The sequence below is a fragment of the Pseudomonas sp. HS6 genome, from assembly GCF_023375815.1.
GTDB lineage: Bacteria > Pseudomonadota > Gammaproteobacteria > Pseudomonadales > Pseudomonadaceae > Aquipseudomonas.
The window spans coordinates 2,349,311-2,365,434 of record NZ_CP067412.1 but is presented as its reverse complement, the minus strand read 5'-3'; the positions used below and the strand labels follow the sequence as shown (position 1 = coordinate 2,365,434).

Here is a 16,124-nt window from a genome sequence, read left to right as displayed (position 1 = left end):
ATTGGATCCACAGCGTAATCTAGCCTCATCAACTGAAGCACAGGGAGTGTTTCAGGATCACGGATGATCGACCATTAGCAAGGATCGCTGCCGACAGGGAGTCGATAATGGTCTTGGGAAAAACCCGCTTCGGCGGGTTTTTTTTCGCCTATGGAAAAGTATTGTGCCCAAACAAAAACACCGCCGATTGGCGGTGTTTCTGCATCTGCAGGTTTTACGAGGCGATCAACTGCCGCAACACGTAGTGCAGGATCCCGCCGGACTTGAAGTACTCCACCTCGTTCAAGGTGTCGATGCGGCACAGCACTTCGATTTTCTCCTGACGCCCGTCTTCCCGGGTGATCACCAGGGTCAGGTTCATCCTTGGCGTCAGCTCGACACCAGTCAGGCCCTGAATCTCCAGGGTTTCCTTGCCGGTGAGGTTCAGGCTCTTGCGGTTCTGATCAAGCTTGAACTGCAACGGCAGCACGCCCATACCCACCAGGTTGGAACGATGGATCCGCTCGAAGCTTTCGGCGATCACCGCTTTCACCCCGAGCAGGTTGGTGCCTTTGGCGGCCCAATCGCGGCTGGAGCCGGTGCCGTATTCTTGCCCGGCAATTATCACCAGCGGCGTGCCTGAGGCCTGATAACGCATGGCCGCGTCGTAGATCGCCAGTTTTTCGCCGGTTGGAATGTAGATCGTGTTGCCACCTTCTTCGCCGCCAAGCATTTCGTTGCGGATGCGGATATTGGCAAAGGTGCCGCGCATCATCACTTCATGGTTGCCCCGGCGCGAGCCGTAGGAGTTGAAGTCCCGTGGCTCGACACCTTGCTCGCGCAGATAACGTCCGGCCGGGCTGTCGGCCTTGATATTGCCGGCGGGGGAGATGTGGTCGGTGGTCACTGAATCACCCAGCAAGGCCAGCACCCGCGCGCCTTTTACATCGGCGATCACCGGCAAAGGCCCGGCGATGTCATCGAAGAACGGCGGATGCTGGATGTAGGTGGAATCCGCCTGCCAGACGTAAGTCGCGGCTTGCGGCACTTCGATGGCTTGCCACTGTTCGTCGCCGGCAAACACCTCGGCGTACTCCTTGTGGAACATCGCCGTGTTGACCTGATTCACCGCGTCGGCGATTTCCTTGCTGCTCGGCCAGATGTCACGCAGGTAAACCGGATTGCCCTGCTGGTCATTGCCCAGCGGCTCGCTGCTGATATCGGTGCGCACACTGCCAGCCAGGGCGTAAGCGACCACCAGCGGTGGCGAGGCCAGCCAGTTGGTTTTCACTAATGGATGCACCCGGCCTTCGAAGTTGCGGTTGCCGGACAGCACCGAAGCGACAGTCAGGTCGGCTTTCTGAATGGCTTTTTCGATCGGTTCCGGCAACGGCCCGGAGTTGCCGATGCAGGTGGTGCAACCATAACCGACCAGTGAAAACCCGAGTTGATCGAGGTACTGCGTCAGCCCGGCAGCCTTGTAATAGTCAGTGACCACTTTGGAACCCGGTGCCAGTGAGCTTTTTACCCACGGTTTGCGGGTCAGGCCTTTTTCCACGGCTTTTTTCGCCAGAAGCCCGGCAGCCATCATCACGCTCGGGTTGGAGGTGTTGGTGCAGGACGTGATCGCGGCGATCACCACGGCACCGTTTTTCAGCCGATAGGTGTGGCCGTCGTACTCGTAATCGGTTTCACCGACCAGATCGGCATTGCCCACGGCGACACCGCCGCCGCCCTCGCTTTCCAGACGTCCTTCTTCCTTGCTGGTGGGTTTGAATTGCAGGTCGAGGAAGTCACTGAAGGCCTGGCCGACATTCGGCAGGGACACCCGGTCCTGCGGGCGTTTCGGCCCGGCGAGGCTGGCTTCAACGCTGCCCATGTCCAGCGCCAGGCTGTCGGTGAACACCGGTTCCTGACCGGGCAGGCGCCACAGCCCCTGAGCCTTGGTGTAAGCCTCGACCAGTTTCACCACTTCAGCCGGGCGGCCGGACAGGCGCAGGTATTCGAGGGTTACGTCATCGACCGGGAAGAAGCCGCAAGTCGCGCCGTATTCCGGGGCCATGTTGGCGATGGTCGCGCGATCCGCCAGTGGCAAGTCGGCGAGGCCGTCGCCATAGAACTCGACGAATTTGCCGACCACGCCTTTCTTGCGCAGCATCTGGGTCACGGTCAGCACCAGGTCGGTGGCGGTGATGCCTTCCTTGAGCTTGCCGGTGAGTTTGAAGCCGATTACTTCGGGAATCAGCATCGACACCGGTTGCCCGAGCATCGCCGCTTCCGCTTCGATCCCGCCGACGCCCCAGCCAAGTACGCCGAGGCCGTTGATCATGGTGGTGTGGGAGTCGGTGCCGACCAGCGTGTCGGGGAAGGCATAGGTGCGGCCGTCTTCGTCCTTGGTCCACACGGTGCGGCCGAGGTATTCGAGGTTGACCTGGTGGCAGATCCCGGTGCCCGGCGGCACCACGCTGAAGTTGTCGAAAGCACTCTGGCCCCAGCGCAGGAAGGCATAACGTTCGCCGTTGCGCTGCATTTCGATGTCGACGTTCTGTTCGAAAGCGCTGGCGCTGCCGAATTTATCGACCATCACCGAGTGGTCGATCACCAGATCCACCGGCGACAGCGGATTGATCCGCTGCGGATCACCGCCGGCCTTGGCCATGGCGGCGCGCATCGCGGCCAGATCGACCACGGCGGGTACACCGGTGAAGTCCTGCATCAGCACCCGGGCAGGGCGGTACTGGATTTCCCGGTCGGAGCGACGCTCCTTGAGCCACGCGGCAATCGCCTTGAGGTCGGCGCCGGTGACAGTTTTTTCATCTTCCCAGCGCAGCAGGTTTTCCAGCAGGACTTTCAACGACATGGGCAGCTTGTCGATATTGCCCAGGCTTTTGGCAGCATCCGGCAGGCTGAAGTAGTGGTAAGTCTTGTCGTCGATTTTCAGAGTTTTAAGGGATTTCAGACTATCGAGGGACGGCATTACGATCACTCCTTTGAATCCGCACGGCTACGGATTGAGGGGACGAATAGAGCTTTAAACCTAGCCCTGTTTTAGGTAGCTGGCTAATAACTGGACTCTATTGGCGGAACCAAGGTTCCGACATGGGCTATCATGCGCCGGTTTTCGTGACAGGCTTTGCTTCAACGCAGGTCTGGGCATCGCGCAGGGGATGAATGATCGCCCTCTGCCCAGGAGTAAGAATGAACACCCTATTCATGCATTGCCGGCCAGGCTTCGAAGGCGAAGTCTGCTCGGAGATTTCCGACCTCGCCGCCCAACTGAACGTGGCCGGCTACGCCAAGGCCAAACCGGCGACCGCTTGCGCCGAGTTTGTCTGCACGGAAGAAGACGGCGCCGAGCGCCTGATGCGTGGTCAACGTTTCGCCGAGCTGATCTTCCCGCGCCAGTGGGCGCGTGGACTCTTCATCGATCTGCCGGAAACCGACCGCATCAGCGTGATCCTCGCGCACATGGCCGAATTCCCGGTGTGCGGCAGCCTGTGGCTGGAGGTCGTCGACACCAACGACGGCAAAGAACTGTCGAACTTCTGCAAAAAGTTCGAAGGCCCGCTGCGCAAGGCGCTGACCGGCGCCGGCAAACTGGTGGACGACGCCAGCAAGCCGCGTCTGTTGCTGACCTTCAAGAGCGGCCGTGAGGTGTTCCTCGGTCTGGCCGATGCCGGAAACTCGGCGATGTGGCCGATGGGCATTCCGCGCCTGAAGTTCCCGCGCGAGGCGCCGAGCCGTTCGACCCTGAAGCTGGAGGAGGCGTGGCACCACTTCATTCCCCGTGATCAGTGGGAAGATCGCCTGCACAGCGACATGACCGGCGTCGACCTCGGCGCTGCGCCGGGCGGCTGGACCTGGCAACTGGTCAATCGCGGCATGCTGGTGACGGCCATCGACAACGGCCCGATGGCCGAAAGTCTGATGGACACTGGCCTGGTGCAGCACTTGATGGCTGATGGTTTCACCTTCAAACCCAAGCAGCCGGTGGACTGGATGGTCTGCGACATCGTCGAGAAGCCGGCGCGCAACGCCGCGATGCTCGAAGAGTGGATCGGAGAAGGCCATTGCCGGGAAGCGGTGGTCAACCTCAAGTTGCCGATGAAGCAGCGTTATGCCGAAGTGAAGCGCCTGCTCGAACGCATCGCCGATGGTTTCAAGGCTCGGGGGATCAAGGTCGACATCGGCTGCAAGCAGCTGTACCACGACCGCGAAGAAGTGACCTGCCATTTGCGCCGCCATGACGTGAAGAAAGCCAAAGCCCGCTGAGCGCGCGACAGGTGACCGAACACCCGGCATTGGGCGACAATGCCGGCCAGTTTCAGGAGTGAATCATGAGTGAAATGATTGATACGCCGGTCGACGGCACCCTCGATGCTACGGGCCTCAACTGCCCGGAGCCGGTGATGATGCTGCACCAGCACATTCGTGACCTGGTGCCCGGCGGCCTGCTCAAGGTGATCGCCACCGACCCGTCGACCCGTCGCGACATCCCCAAGTTCTGCGTGTTTCTCGACCATGAACTGGTGGGGCAGCACGAAGAAGCCGGGACCTATCTGTACTGGATTCGCAAGAAGTCCGGTTGATCGGAAGGCAAAAAAAAGACCTGCATCTGCAGGTCTTTTTTTATGGCCGATCAGCCCATCGAGCGGCTGATGCGAATGCGTTTGCGCGCACTGCGTGTCAGGCGGATCGACAGCATCAGCGCCGCACAGCTGAGGCCGACGATCAGGCCTTCCCACAAACCGCTCGGGCCGCGTGGCTCGCCGAGCCAGTCGGTCAGGCCGAGGGCGTAACCCACCGGCAGGCCGATGCCCCAATAGGCGAACAGGGTCAGGATCATCGTGACCCGAGTGTCCTGATAACCGCGCAGGGCGCCAGCGGCGGTGACCTGGATCGCGTCGGAGAACTGGAACAGCGCCGAATACACGATCAGCATTGCCGCGATGTGAATCACCATCGGATCCGATGTGTAAATTGCCGCGATGTGTTCGCGCATCAGCAACATCATGCTCGCCGACAGGCAGGCGTAAGCCAGCGCAGTGCCCATGCCGACACCGGCAGCGAAACGCGCTTCACGGGGTTCTTCACGGCCCAATGCCTGACCGACACGCACGGTCACGGCCATGCCCAGCGAGTACGGAATCATGAACACCAGCGAGCTGACGTTCAGCGCGATCTGGTGCCCGGCGACCACCGTGGCGCCGAGGCTGCCGATCAGCAGCGCGATCACTGCGAAGATGCTCGACTCGGCAAACACCGCGACGCCGATCGGCAGACCGATGGCCAACAAGCGCTTGATCACCGCCCATTGCGGCCAGTCGAAACGGCTGAACAGTTCGCTCGACTTGTAGGCCGGCGCCCAGCGCTCGTAACCGGCCAGGCCCAGCGCCATCACCCACATCACGATCGCTGTCGCCCAGCCGCAACCGACGCCGCCCATGGCTGGAACGCCGAAGTGACCATAAATGAACACGTAGTTGAGCGGAATGTTCAGCGCCAGGCCGCACAGGCCCAGCACCATTGCCGGGCGAGTGCGACCGAGGCCGTCACTGGTGCAGCGCAGCACATGGTAGAAGGCCACTGCTGGCAGACCGCTGGCGATGCCGTGCAGGTACTGCATGCATGGGCCGATCAGCTCCGGATCGACTTTCATCAGGTGCAGGATCGGTTCTGCGCTGAACAGCATGCCGGTCGCCATCAGGCCCACCACCAGTGCCAGCCACAAGGCCTGACGCACGATCGGGCCGATCTCGCTGTGGGTGCCGGCGCCAAAGCGCTGGGCGACTTTCGGCGTGGTGGCCAGCAGGGTGCCAGTCATCAGCAGAAACACCGGCACCCAGATCGAGTTGCCCAGCGCCACGGCCGCCAGATCCTTTGGGCCGACGCGCCCGGCCATCACCGCATCGACGAAGCCCATGGCGGTGGTTGCCAGTTGCGCGATCATGATCGGCAGGGCCAGGCCGAGCAGATTTTTCAGCTCCAGGCGAACCCGGGCAGGGCGGTTGAGGGAAACGGCGTCAGGGCGTTCAGTTACGGAATTCACAGGCAAAGCGTCCACAGGGGTTGATGCGCAAGGCCGGGCATTCTACGCCGCTGACGTAATGGTCAGGAAAAATCCTCTGTTGCGGATTTGTAATCGTCCCGCCTTATCAAGCATCACAGCCTGCTGGCTCATCGCAGTCCCAGCGCCTACACTGCCGATCCGCCCAAGGAGCCCTGCCATGCTGATTGTTGCCGATGAAAATATCCCGCTGCTCGATGCCTTTTTTGCCGGTTTCGGCGAGATCCGCCGGGTGCCGGGCCGTTCCATTGACCGGGCCACGGTCGAACAGGCCGACGTGCTGCTGGTGCGCTCGGTGACCAGCGTCAACCGCGCGTTGCTCGAAGGTAGCAAGGTGCGTTTTGTCGGCACCTGCACCATCGGCACCGATCATTTGGATCTCGAATATTTCAATGAGGCCGGCATCACCTGGTCCAGCGCGCCCGGCTGCAATGCCCGGGGCGTGGTGGATTACGTGCTCGGCAGTCTGATGACTTTGGCTGAAATCGAAGGCGTCGATTTGAGTGAGCGTACCTATGGCGTGATCGGCGCCGGTGAAGTGGGCGGTCGCTTGATCAAGGTGCTCAAAGGGCTGGGCTGGAACGTGAAAGTCTGCGACCCGCCGCGTCAGGCAGCCGAGGGCGGTGACTATGTCAGCCTGGAGCAGATCATCGCGCAGTGCGACGTGATCAGCCTGCACACCCCACTGACTCGCAACGGCGACGGCGCGACCTGGCACTTGTTTGACGAACAACGGTTACAGCAACTCAAGCCCGGCGCCTGGCTGATCAACGCCGCCCGTGGTCCGGTGGTGGATAACGCCGCGTTGCGCGAAGTGTTGTTGGAGCGTGAAGACCTGCAGGCGGTGCTCGATGTCTGGGAAGCCGAACCGCAAGTGGATGTGGCACTGGCCGAACTCTGTGTGCTGGCGACCCCGCATATCGCCGGTTACAGCCTCGATGGCAAGCAGCGTGGCACGGCGCAGATCTATCAGGCGTACTGCGAATTCATCGGTAAGCCGGCCAGCATTCAGCTCGGCGATCTGTTGCCGGCACCGTGGTTGTCGGAAGTTTCCCTGCATGCCGACAGCGATCCGGCCTGGGCACTGGCGATGTTGTGCCGTGGCGTGTACGACCCGCGCCGGGATGATGCGGATTTCCGTCGCACCCTGTTGGGTAGCGTCGGTGAGCAACGTGCGGCGTTCGATGTATTGCGCAAGCAATATCCGGTACGGCGCGAGATCGAAGGACTGAAGGTTCGGATCGACGGTGACTCGCCGGCCCTGCGTCAGATCGTGACAGCGCTGGGCGCTGTGGCCGTATAAACCGCAGGCAGAAAAAACCCGGCCTCCAGGGGCCGGGTCAGGAAGACGGTGGCGATATCACTTTTGTTCGGCAGGCTTGACCAATCGTTTCTCCAGTTCGCGGCAGGCGTCCTGGATCATGTCTTCAGTGATTGGCACTTCGCGCCCATCCTTATCGATAATCGAGCAACCCAGAGGTTGGCCGGGCTTGGTGCGGATCACTTGAATCTTGTCATCGCTGCTGTGTTGCAAGGACATGGCCTGTCTCCTCATCAGGTTGTGTATGCACAATAAAACCGTCAGGTGACCAGGCTGTGACAACTCCCTTCGATCTTTCCGGAACGGTATCTCCACTCAAGCAGAAATGACCGTTCGTCTCAACCCGGACGTTAGACCGATAGCATCTAGGGGGTAGTCTGGCCGGTCATAATTAACCTGACTCATTGTGATTTGCAGAGTTCCACCCCATTGAGTGTCCAGGCTGGCCCCATTAATCAGCACACGACGTGAACCTGAATGATCCCGATGCTCTCCTCGCGCCACCGCCGGGCCCTGCGCCTGACCAGTCATTTTCTCCAGCCTTATCGCTGGCAGGCCTTCGGCGCTCTGCTTGCGTTGATCGTCACGGCCGGCATCACCTTGTCGATGGGGCAGGGCATCAAGCTGCTGGTCGATCAGGGGTTCATGACCCAGTCGCCGCACCTGCTCAACCAATCCATTGCTCTGTTCATGCTGTTGGTGCTGGGGCTCGCGGTCGGCACTTTTGCCCGGTTTTATCTGGTGTCATGGATCGGTGAACGGGTGGTGGCAGACATTCGTCGGCAGGTGTTCAACCATTTGGTGTACCTGCATCCCGGGTTTTACGAGGACAACCGCAGCTCGGAAATTCAGTCACGACTGACCGCTGACACCACATTGCTGCAATCGGTGATCGGCTCGTCGTTGTCGCTGTTCCTGCGTAATTTGCTGATGGTCATTGGCGGTGTGGTGCTGCTGTTCATCACCAACCCTAAACTCACCAGCATCGTGGTGATTGCGCTGCCATTGGTGATTGCGCCGATCCTGATTTTCGGGCGACGCGTGCGTAACCTCTCCCGACTGAGTCAGGACCGGATCGCCGACATTGGCAGTTACGTGTCGGAAACCCTCGGCCAGATCAAAACGGTGCAGGCCTACAACCATCAGGTGCAGGACGAACAACGTTTCGCCAGCACCGTCGAGCAAGCGTTCGAAACCGCACGCAAACGGATTTTTCAGCGGGCCTGGCTGATCACGCTGGTGATCGTGCTGGTGCTCGGTGCCGTCGCGGTGATGTTGTGGGTCGGCGGCATGGACGTGATTGCCGGGCGGATTTCTGCGGGTGAGCTGGCGGCGTTCGTGTTCTACAGCCTGATCGTCGGCAGTGCCTTTGGCACCTTGAGCGAAGTGATCGGCGAATTGCAGCGTGCGGCCGGCGCTGCCGAGCGCATTGCCGAATTGTTGCGTTCCGAGAACATCATCCAGCCGCCGAAAGCCGGACTGGTGACTTTGCCCGAGCGGATCAAAGGCGAACTGGCGTTGCGGGACGTGCGTTTTTCCTACCCTTCGCGTCCCGAAAGCTTTGCCGTTGACGGCTTGAGTCTGACGGTCAACGCGGGCGAAACCCTCGCGCTCGTGGGGCCGTCCGGCGCGGGCAAGTCCACGGTGTATGACTTGCTGCTGCGTTTCTACGATCCGCGCGAAGGGCAAATCCTGATCGATGGCGTACCGCTGACGAGCCTTGATCCTTTGGACTTGCGTCGCTGCTTTGCACTGGTTTCGCAGACCCCGGCGCTGTTCTTCGGCAGCGTCGAAGAAAACATTCGCTACGGTTGCCCGACTGCCACGCTGGAACAGGTGCGGGAAGCGGCAAAAATCGCTCACGCCCACGACTTCATCGAACAAATGCCCGACGGCTACCAGACCCACCTGGGCGACGGCGGTCTCGGCCTGTCAGGCGGACAACGCCAGCGCCTGGCTATCGCCCGAGCGCTGCTGGTCGACGCGCCGATCCTGCTGCTGGACGAAGCCACCAGCGCTCTCGATGCCCAGAGCGAACACCTGATCCAGCAAGCCCTGCCCAGTCTGATGCAAAACCGCACCACCTTGGTCATCGCTCACCGCCTGGCGACGGTGAAAAACGCCGACCGGATCGCGGTGATGGATCAGGGCAAACTGGTAGCAGTTGGCACGCATCAGGAGCTGATAGCGAGCAATCCGCTGTATGCGCGGTTGGCGGCGCTGCAGTTCAGTGATGGTCAGAAAGCACATTGAATAAGGCTGCCTAGCTCGATGGCATCGGGCATTATGGCGACCATTGAGAAGCACCTGGAATGGATATGAGTCGCTACCAACCCCCATTGACACTGACGCCTCGAATGCTCGCACTGATCGCGGAGATCAGTGAGCAGATCGGTCAGCTTTCGGCTGCTGACAGTGGGCGACAGACACCTCAGTTGCGTCGTGGGAATCGTATTCGAACGATCCAGGCTTCTCTGGCGATTGAAAACAACACACTCAGCGTCGAACAGGTGACTGCGGTGTTGGCCGGGCAGAGAGTGCTGGGGTTGCCTCGGGAAATTCAGGAAGTGCGCAATGCTTTTGCGGCATATGAGTGCCTGACTGACTGGAAGCCCGGTAATCGTTCCGACTTGCTGCGTGCCCACGAGTTGCTGATGCAGGGACTAATTGACGACTGCGGTCGCTTTCGTCGAGCGGGTGTCGGTATCTATCGTGGCGAACAACTGGTCCACATGGCACCGCCGCCAAGCCGGATTGCCCATTTGGTGGACGACTTGCTGGCGTGGCTCGATGCATCGGACTGGCATCCGTTGATCACCAGTTGTGTCTTTCACTACGAGTTTGAGTTCATCCATCCATTTGCCGATGGCAATGGTCGAATGGGGCGGCTATGGCAGACGCTGATCCTCAGTCAATGGCGACCGGTATTGGCGTACTTGCCCGTTGAGGCGGTGATTCGCGAGCAGCAGGATGATTATTACGCAGCGTTGTCGGCCGCTGACCGAATGGCGGAATCAACGCCGTTCGTGGAGTACATGTTGAATGCGCTGAATCTGGCGTTGCGTGAGGCTATCGAAAATGAGCCTTCCACCGACCAAGTAACCGACCAAGTAACCGACCAAGTAAGAAAGCTGCTTCAGCTACTCATTGATAGCGCTCCTCTCAGTGTCAACGAGTTGATGGGGGCGTTAGGTTTGGCCCATAAGGCTACTTTTCGCGCGAACTACCTGACACCCGCTTTAGTGGGTGAGTTGATCGAAATGACTGACCCCGACTCGCCGAGAAGCCCGAATCAGAAGTACCGGCTGACTTCGAGCGGCAGATTTCAGTTGGTGAAGTTGCAACACGGTTAACCAATTACTGATCCCAAAAAAATGCCCGCATCTCTCGATGCGGGCATTTTTGTTTAAGTCGATCTTTCAGCAAAGCGCGGCACGATCACTGATCGTCAAAGTACCGCTCATGCCAGTCCACCAGCGGTTGCGGCGAGTTGAGTTTCTGGCCGTAGATCACCGAGTAAGACAGCACGTTCTGTACGTACTGGCGGGTTTCGTCGAACGGGATGCTTTCCACCCACACGTCGAAGCTCAGGTGATCGGCGCCGCGCAACCACTGGCGCACTCGGCCGGGGCCGGCGTTGTAGGCGGCGGAGGCGAGCACGCGGTTGCCGTTGAACTGGCTGTGCACCTGACTCAGGTAGGCAGCGCCGAGCTGGATGTTTTTGTCCGGATCGAGCACTTGCTGCGGTGAGGCCAGTGGAATGCTGAATTTGCGTGCGGTTTCCTTGGCGGTGCCGGGCATCAGTTGCATCAGACCGCTGGCGCCGACGCCGGAGCGGGCGTCGTCCATGAACGCGCTTTCCTGACGGGTGATGGCGAACACCCAGCTCGAATGCAGGCCGCGTACCTTGGCTTCACGCACCAGGGTTTCGCGGTGGGCCATCGGGAAGCGGATGTCCAGGTCGTCCCAGTATTGCGCCTGGCTGATGGTGCGGATCGCCGGGAAGTACCACTTCAGGTCGTAGGCCAGTTTGGCCTGGGCGACCATTTCATCGCGATTGAAATGACGGCTGACGTGATACCACTCGCGTCGGCCATCGACGATCTGCCCGCGGGCGTGGAACTCCAGCGCGCGGCGAACGCCGGGCGTGTTGCGCACCTTGTTGATGGTGGCTTGGCTGAGTACCAACGGTTTGTTGACCAGCGAATAGGGCAGCTGCGAGCGATCGGCGGCAAGGAAACCGTAGAAATCCCGTTCCCGTGCGAGGCTCTTGTACAACGTCTGCGCTTCCGGGTTCTGTGGTTGTGCCAGTTCCAGGCTGCGGGCTTGCCAGTAACGCCAGCGGTTGGTGGTGGCCAGATCCTGCGGCAGACGGCGGGTCAGTTGGTAGGCGTCGTCCCAGCGCGCCAGACGCAGCAGCAGACGCAGGCGCCATTCAGAAACGGTGTTGTCGCGCAGTTCCGGGTCATATTTGGTCATCACGTCTAGCGCGCGGCTGTCGAAACGACGGGCCAGAGTCAGGCCGATTTCCCGTGCGATCGCGACTTTTTCATCGCGGGAGAAATGCATGCTGCTGGCGTAGCCGTCGAGCAGGTCCATGGCCTTGTCCGGGTCCTGACGCGCCAGGCGGCGCAGGCCGAGGCTGACGATGTCCGACATCGGTTCGTCGGCCGGGGTGAAGCGCGACGGCTGGTTGAGCAGCTCCGGTTTCTGCGCCACATCCACCAGCAGGCGCCCACGCGGGGCAAGGGTGGTCAGGCCGTTGACCAGACTGTTGGCCAGCGGATAGTTGCGTGTCTGAGCGGCGAGTTTGGTGCGTTCCCAGCGTTTTTGCTCGGTCAACTGACCGTCGGCGGCCCAGATTCCGAACAGCGCATCACACGCCGCCGGTTGCGATTTGCCGGTCAGCCACAATTTGTCGGCGTTGGCGTAACCCTCGGCCTTGCGGCCGCTGCTGATCTGGTACTGCGCGTTCAGGCAGTCCAGCTCGGTGAAATTGAGTTTCGGGTCGTAATATTTGACGAAGGTCGCCCATTCGCCACGGTCGGCCAGCCAGCGCAACCAGCGCAGCTTCATCCAGTTGGCCTGGGGCAGGTCACCGTGCTCTGCGAGGAATTTTTCGATCTCCGCGTTGCTCGCGGTCTTCAGGCGGGCGGTCAGCTCGTCGTACGCCAGATACGGCTCCAGCGGATAATCGGCGAGGGCCTGGCTGTAGCGAAAATACGGGCCGGTGTCGCCCTTGGCCAGGGCGCGTTTGGCCTCATCGTAATACTGGCGCTGGGTGGACAGGTCCACCGCCTGGGCGGATTGGGCAGCAGCGGCGGTGAGTAGCAAACAGGACAAAACACTGAAAAGGCGACTGCGCATGAGACATCCGGGCAGAGAAATCATGACAAGTGCCGGCATGGGCGGCACTGAATTGTCTGTAGCTTAGCCTTTTGCCAGCAACGGGCGAAAGCTTTGCGGGCCCTGTGGCACAAGTTCGCAACAATTGTTGTGCAGAGTGCGTCAGCGGCGAAATTGCCGGCCTGCTCGGGTCCCGATTCAGGTAGAATGCGCGCCCGGTTTTTGGAGAAGCTCATGACCCTGCTCAAATTCAGCGATGTGTCCCTTGCATTCGGCGCGATGCCGTTGTTGGACAAGGTGTCCTGGCAGATCGCCCGTGGTGAGCGGGTGTGCATCATCGGTCGCAACGGCACTGGCAAGTCCAGCATGATGAAACTGGTCAAGGGCGACCAGAAGCCTGATGACGGCTCGGTGTGGCGTGCCCCCGGTCTGAAAATCGGTGAATTGCCGCAAGAATTGCCGGTGGCCGACGAGCGGACGGTGTTCGACGTGGTCGCCGAAGGCCTCGACGGTGTTGGCGCCTTGCTCGCCGAATACCATCACCTGAGCCAGAACATCGTCACCGACGCCGATCTGGACAAGCTGATGCACGTCCAGCACGACCTCGAAGCCCGCGATGGCTGGCGCTTGCAGACTCTGGTCGACAGTACCCTCAGCCGCCTGCAATTGCCGGCCGACAAGACCCTCGCCGAGTTGTCCGGCGGCTGGCGTCGTCGTGTGCTGCTGGCACAGGCGCTGGTGTCCGAGCCGGATCTGCTGCTGCTCGACGAACCGACCAACCACCTGGACATCGGTGCGATTGCCTGGCTCGAAGAAGCACTGAAGGATTTCCAGGGTGCCGTGCTGTTCATCACGCACGACCGTTCCTTCCTGCAAAACCTCGCCACCCGCATCCTAGAACTGGATCGCGGCGGCCTGATCGACTGGAACGGCGACTACGCCAGTTTCCTGGTTCACAAAGAAGCCGCACTGGCTGCTGAAGAAACTGCCAACGCGCTGTTCGATAAGCGTCTGGCTCAAGAAGAAGTGTGGATTCGTCAGGGCATCAAGGCCCGTCGTACCCGTAACGAAGGCCGCGTACGTGCGTTGAAAGCCCTGCGCGTCGAACGCAGTGAGCGTCGCGAACGTACCGGCAAGGCCAACATCCAGCTGGACACCGCAGAGAAGTCCGGCAAGCAGGTGATGGTGCTGGATAACGTGAGCTTCGCGCATCCGGGCGGCCCGTTCCTGATCCGCGATTTCTCCATGGTGCTGCAGCGCGGTGACCGGATCGGCCTGCTCGGCGCCAACGGTACGGGCAAGACCACGCTGTTGAAACTGATGCTCAGCGGTCTGCAACCGACCAGCGGCAAAGTGGAAGAGGGCACCCGGATCGACGTGGCCTACTTCGACCAATTGCGCCATCAGCTGGATCTGGAAAAGACCGTGATCGACAACGTCGCCGAAGGTCGCGACTTTATTGATATCGACGGCCAGAGCCGTCACGTGCTCAGCTACCTCGGCGACTTCCTGTTCAGCCCGCAGCGTGCCCGCACGCCGGTGAAGGCGTTGTCCGGTGGCGAGCGTGCGCGTCTGCTGTTGGCCAAGCTGTTCAGCAAGCCGGCGAACCTGCTGGTGCTCGACGAACCGACCAACGACCTCGATGTGGAAACCCTCGAGCTGCTCGAAGAAGTGTTGTTGACCTTCAACGGCACCGTGCTGATGGTCAGTCACGACCGGGCATTCCTCGACAACGTGGTGACCAGCACCCTGGTCTTCGAAGGTGAAGGCAAGGTTCGCGAATACGTCGGTGGCTATCAGGACTGGATCCGTCAGGGCGGTTCGCCGCGTCTGTTGGGTGTGACCGAGAGCAAATCCGGCAAGGCTGACCTGAATTCGGCGGTGGTCACTGCCGAACCGGCTCCGGTTGCTGCGCCCGTTGCTGCGGCCCCGGCTGCGAAGAAGAAGCTGAGCTACAAGCTTCAGCGCGAGCTGGAAGCGTTGCCGGGCGACATCGACGCCAAGGAACAGCAGATCGCTGCTGTCGAGGCTGAAATGGCTGAAGCCGGTTTCTACCAGCGCCCGGCGGTCGAGACGGCCAAAGTCATTGCTTCGCTGGAGCAGTTGCAGGCTGAACTGGATGCGTTGGTGGAGCGTTGGGCCGAACTGGATGCCTGATTGTTTCCAGTCATGAAAAAGCCCGGCGTCCAGTGATGGACGCCGGGCTTTTCATAGGTGAGATCAGCGTTTGACCAGGTGCACCGCCAGCACATCGCAAGGTGCGCCGTGCAGCACGTCATTGGCGGTCGAACCCAATAGCAGCGCCAGACCATGCCGGCCATGGCTGCCGACCACGATCAGGTCGCATTCCTGATCCTTGGCGAAGTGGTGGATTTCCTGGCGTGGCTGGCCATAGGTCAGGTGGCAGTTGGAGCCTTCCAGTTCGGTGTACTTGTGCTTCAGGCGCTCGAGGCGCTCCTTGGCCTGATCGAATTGCTGTTGTTGCAGTTGTGACAGATCCATCGGCACGTCACCCCCGAAGGCCATGGCCATCGGTTCGACGATATGCACCAGCGACAGCTTGGCGCCATTGCTCACCGACAGCTCTCGGGCGCGGTGGATCACAGGGTCGCACTCTTCGGTCAGATCTACGGCGACCAGGATATGGTGGTAGGGCATGAGGTGCTCCTCGTGAGGGATCAATATTGTTAAGTATGGCTGGTTTCAAGCGCATTGGTTCCAAAGTGACGCAATGGGCTCATTCAAAATCGGGAGTAGAGATATGACGGTCTGGCTGGTGGTGTCAATCCTGCTGGTGGTGTTGAGCCCCCTGGCGTGGCTGCGCCCGTCCCGTGCACAGAGTGGCCGGATAGCCTTGCGCGCGGAGGCCCGGCGCATCGGGCTGGCCATGCAACTGGCACCTCAGGAATGGCCACACTGGCTGTCTCAGGAGCCGCCAAACCCGTGTGCGCAATACCATCGACCACGGCGCAGCAAGCAGCCGGTGTGCTGGACGTACTGGCAGAAATCCCCGGGCGTGTGGGTCAATCAATGGCAGGAAGCCTGTGAGGACCCGCTTCTACTGAATCATTTCGAGAAGTTGCCGGGCAACGTTTTCAAGGTTGAAGCCGACAAGCAGATGATCGCGCTCTATTGGGGCGAGAAGGGTGAAGCGACGGTTTTGCTGGATATTGACGCCACGCTGAAAGCGCTGGCATGACTCGCGGACTTTTCGCGCTGCAACGGTGCGAAACGTCCGGCAGACGAGCAATAAAAAGCCCGACATGATTCATCGGGCGGGGTTGGCCAGGCAGGCCGGAAATTCTATTTGGCGTTGATCCGGTTAGGTCCGGTCAGCAAAAGTGCGCCTGTTTTCCTTCGTAGTCCAGCCAGCGTAGCCTGTTAAACAAGGGCTGCAGCGAATTAGGGCGA

12 protein-coding genes are annotated in these 16,124 nt (G+C 60.5%); 7 read left to right on the top strand and 5 right to left on the bottom strand.

The genetic code is table 11. The features are described 5' to 3' along the window. Positions 1 to 214: 214 nt before the first annotated feature. Positions 215 to 2,956, bottom strand: coding sequence for an aconitate hydratase AcnA (gene acnA / locus JJN09_RS10890; RefSeq protein WP_249490122.1), 2,742 nt, complete (start codon positions 2,954 to 2,956; stop codon positions 215 to 217). A gap of 221 nt (positions 2,957 to 3,177) precedes the next feature. On the opposite strand from acnA, the gene rlmM reads away from it, so the two are divergent. Together rlmM and tusA are read left to right on the top strand one after the other, a co-directional pair. Beyond that, positions 3,178 to 4,251, top strand: coding sequence for a 23S rRNA (cytidine(2498)-2'-O)-methyltransferase RlmM (gene rlmM / locus JJN09_RS10885; protein ID WP_096822098.1), 1,074 nt, complete (start codon positions 3,178 to 3,180; stop codon positions 4,249 to 4,251). A gap of 65 nt (positions 4,252 to 4,316) precedes the next feature. Continuing rightward, complete coding sequence (gene tusA / locus JJN09_RS10880) at positions 4,317 to 4,568, top strand: sulfurtransferase TusA (RefSeq protein ID WP_007953079.1); 252 nt, start codon at positions 4,317 to 4,319, stop codon at positions 4,566 to 4,568. A gap of 50 nt (positions 4,569 to 4,618) precedes the next feature. Here the strand turns inward: tusA and JJN09_RS10875 are convergent, their stop codons facing one another. Next, a complete protein-coding gene (locus JJN09_RS10875) occupies positions 4,619 to 6,028 on the bottom strand; it encodes an MATE family efflux transporter (RefSeq protein WP_096822097.1) in 1,410 nt (469 codons plus the stop codon). A gap of 178 nt (positions 6,029 to 6,206) precedes the next feature. Here JJN09_RS10875 and pdxB point away from each other — a divergent pair, with 178 nt between their 5' ends. Continuing rightward, a complete protein-coding gene (gene pdxB, locus JJN09_RS10870) occupies positions 6,207 to 7,349 on the top strand; it encodes a 4-phosphoerythronate dehydrogenase PdxB (RefSeq protein WP_249490121.1) in 1,143 nt (380 codons plus the stop codon). 57 nt (positions 7,350 to 7,406) lie between these two features. On the opposite strand, the gene JJN09_RS10865 is transcribed toward pdxB, so the two are convergent. Beyond that, complete coding sequence (locus tag JJN09_RS10865) at positions 7,407 to 7,586, bottom strand: PA1571 family protein (protein ID WP_027611439.1); 180 nt, start codon at positions 7,584 to 7,586, stop codon at positions 7,407 to 7,409. A 258-nt stretch (positions 7,587 to 7,844) separates the two neighbouring features. Here JJN09_RS10865 and JJN09_RS10860 point away from each other — a divergent pair, with 258 nt between their 5' ends. Together JJN09_RS10860 and JJN09_RS10855 are read left to right on the top strand one after the other, a co-directional pair. Further along, entirely contained in the window at positions 7,845 to 9,620 is a 1,776-nt protein-coding gene (locus JJN09_RS10860; protein ID WP_249490120.1) for an ABC transporter transmembrane domain-containing protein, read from the top strand. A gap of 65 nt (positions 9,621 to 9,685) precedes the next feature. Beyond that, the gene (locus tag JJN09_RS10855) at positions 9,686 to 10,720 is read left to right on the top strand and encodes a Fic family protein (RefSeq protein WP_249490119.1); all 1,035 of its coding nucleotides are present in this window, start codon (positions 9,686 to 9,688) and stop codon (positions 10,718 to 10,720) included. Positions 10,721 to 10,805: 85 nt separating this feature from the next. Here JJN09_RS10855 and JJN09_RS10850 read toward each other — a convergent pair whose 3' ends face one another. Continuing rightward, complete coding sequence (locus JJN09_RS10850) at positions 10,806 to 12,734, bottom strand: transglycosylase SLT domain-containing protein (protein WP_249490118.1); 1,929 nt, start codon at positions 12,732 to 12,734, stop codon at positions 10,806 to 10,808. 213 nt (positions 12,735 to 12,947) lie between these two features. On the opposite strand from JJN09_RS10850, the gene JJN09_RS10845 reads away from it, so the two are divergent. Continuing rightward, positions 12,948 to 14,870 (top strand): ATP-binding cassette domain-containing protein, encoded by a 1,923-nt coding sequence (locus JJN09_RS10845; protein ID WP_249490117.1) that lies wholly within the window; start codon positions 12,948 to 12,950, stop codon positions 14,868 to 14,870. Positions 14,871 to 14,933: 63 nt separating this feature from the next. Here the strand turns inward: JJN09_RS10845 and JJN09_RS10840 are convergent, their stop codons facing one another. Beyond that, entirely contained in the window at positions 14,934 to 15,371 is a 438-nt protein-coding gene (locus tag JJN09_RS10840; protein WP_047295289.1) for a universal stress protein, read from the bottom strand. Between the two features lie 103 nt (positions 15,372 to 15,474). Between JJN09_RS10840 and JJN09_RS10835 the strand changes: the two genes are divergently transcribed. Next, positions 15,475 to 15,912, top strand: coding sequence for a hypothetical protein (locus JJN09_RS10835; RefSeq protein ID WP_249490116.1), 438 nt, complete (start codon positions 15,475 to 15,477; stop codon positions 15,910 to 15,912). Positions 15,913 to 16,124: the final 212 nt, after the last annotated feature.

What these genes read in the sequence shown, in the direction of transcription:
- acnA (WP_249490122.1), bottom strand. Translation starts at nt 2,956, where the DNA reads ATGCCGTCCCTCGATAGTCTGAAATCCCTTAAAACTCTGAAAATCGAC.
- rlmM (WP_096822098.1), top strand. Translation starts at nt 3,178, where the DNA reads ATGAACACCCTATTCATGCATTGCCGGCCAGGCTTCGAAGGCGAAGTC.
- tusA (WP_007953079.1), top strand. Translation starts at nt 4,317, where the DNA reads ATGAGTGAAATGATTGATACGCCGGTCGACGGCACCCTCGATGCTACG.
- pdxB (WP_249490121.1), top strand. Translation starts at nt 6,207, where the DNA reads ATGCTGATTGTTGCCGATGAAAATATCCCGCTGCTCGATGCCTTTTTT.
- JJN09_RS10865 (WP_027611439.1), bottom strand. Translation starts at nt 7,586, where the DNA reads ATGTCCTTGCAACACAGCAGCGATGACAAGATTCAAGTGATCCGCACC.
- JJN09_RS10860 (WP_249490120.1), top strand. Translation starts at nt 7,845, where the DNA reads ATGATCCCGATGCTCTCCTCGCGCCACCGCCGGGCCCTGCGCCTGACC.
- JJN09_RS10855 (WP_249490119.1), top strand. Translation starts at nt 9,686, where the DNA reads ATGAGTCGCTACCAACCCCCATTGACACTGACGCCTCGAATGCTCGCA.
- JJN09_RS10850 (WP_249490118.1), bottom strand. Translation starts at nt 12,734, where the DNA reads ATGCGCAGTCGCCTTTTCAGTGTTTTGTCCTGTTTGCTACTCACCGCC.
- JJN09_RS10845 (WP_249490117.1), top strand. Translation starts at nt 12,948, where the DNA reads ATGACCCTGCTCAAATTCAGCGATGTGTCCCTTGCATTCGGCGCGATG.
- JJN09_RS10840 (WP_047295289.1), bottom strand. Translation starts at nt 15,371, where the DNA reads ATGCCCTACCACCATATCCTGGTCGCCGTAGATCTGACCGAAGAGTGC.
- JJN09_RS10835 (WP_249490116.1), top strand. Translation starts at nt 15,475, where the DNA reads ATGACGGTCTGGCTGGTGGTGTCAATCCTGCTGGTGGTGTTGAGCCCC.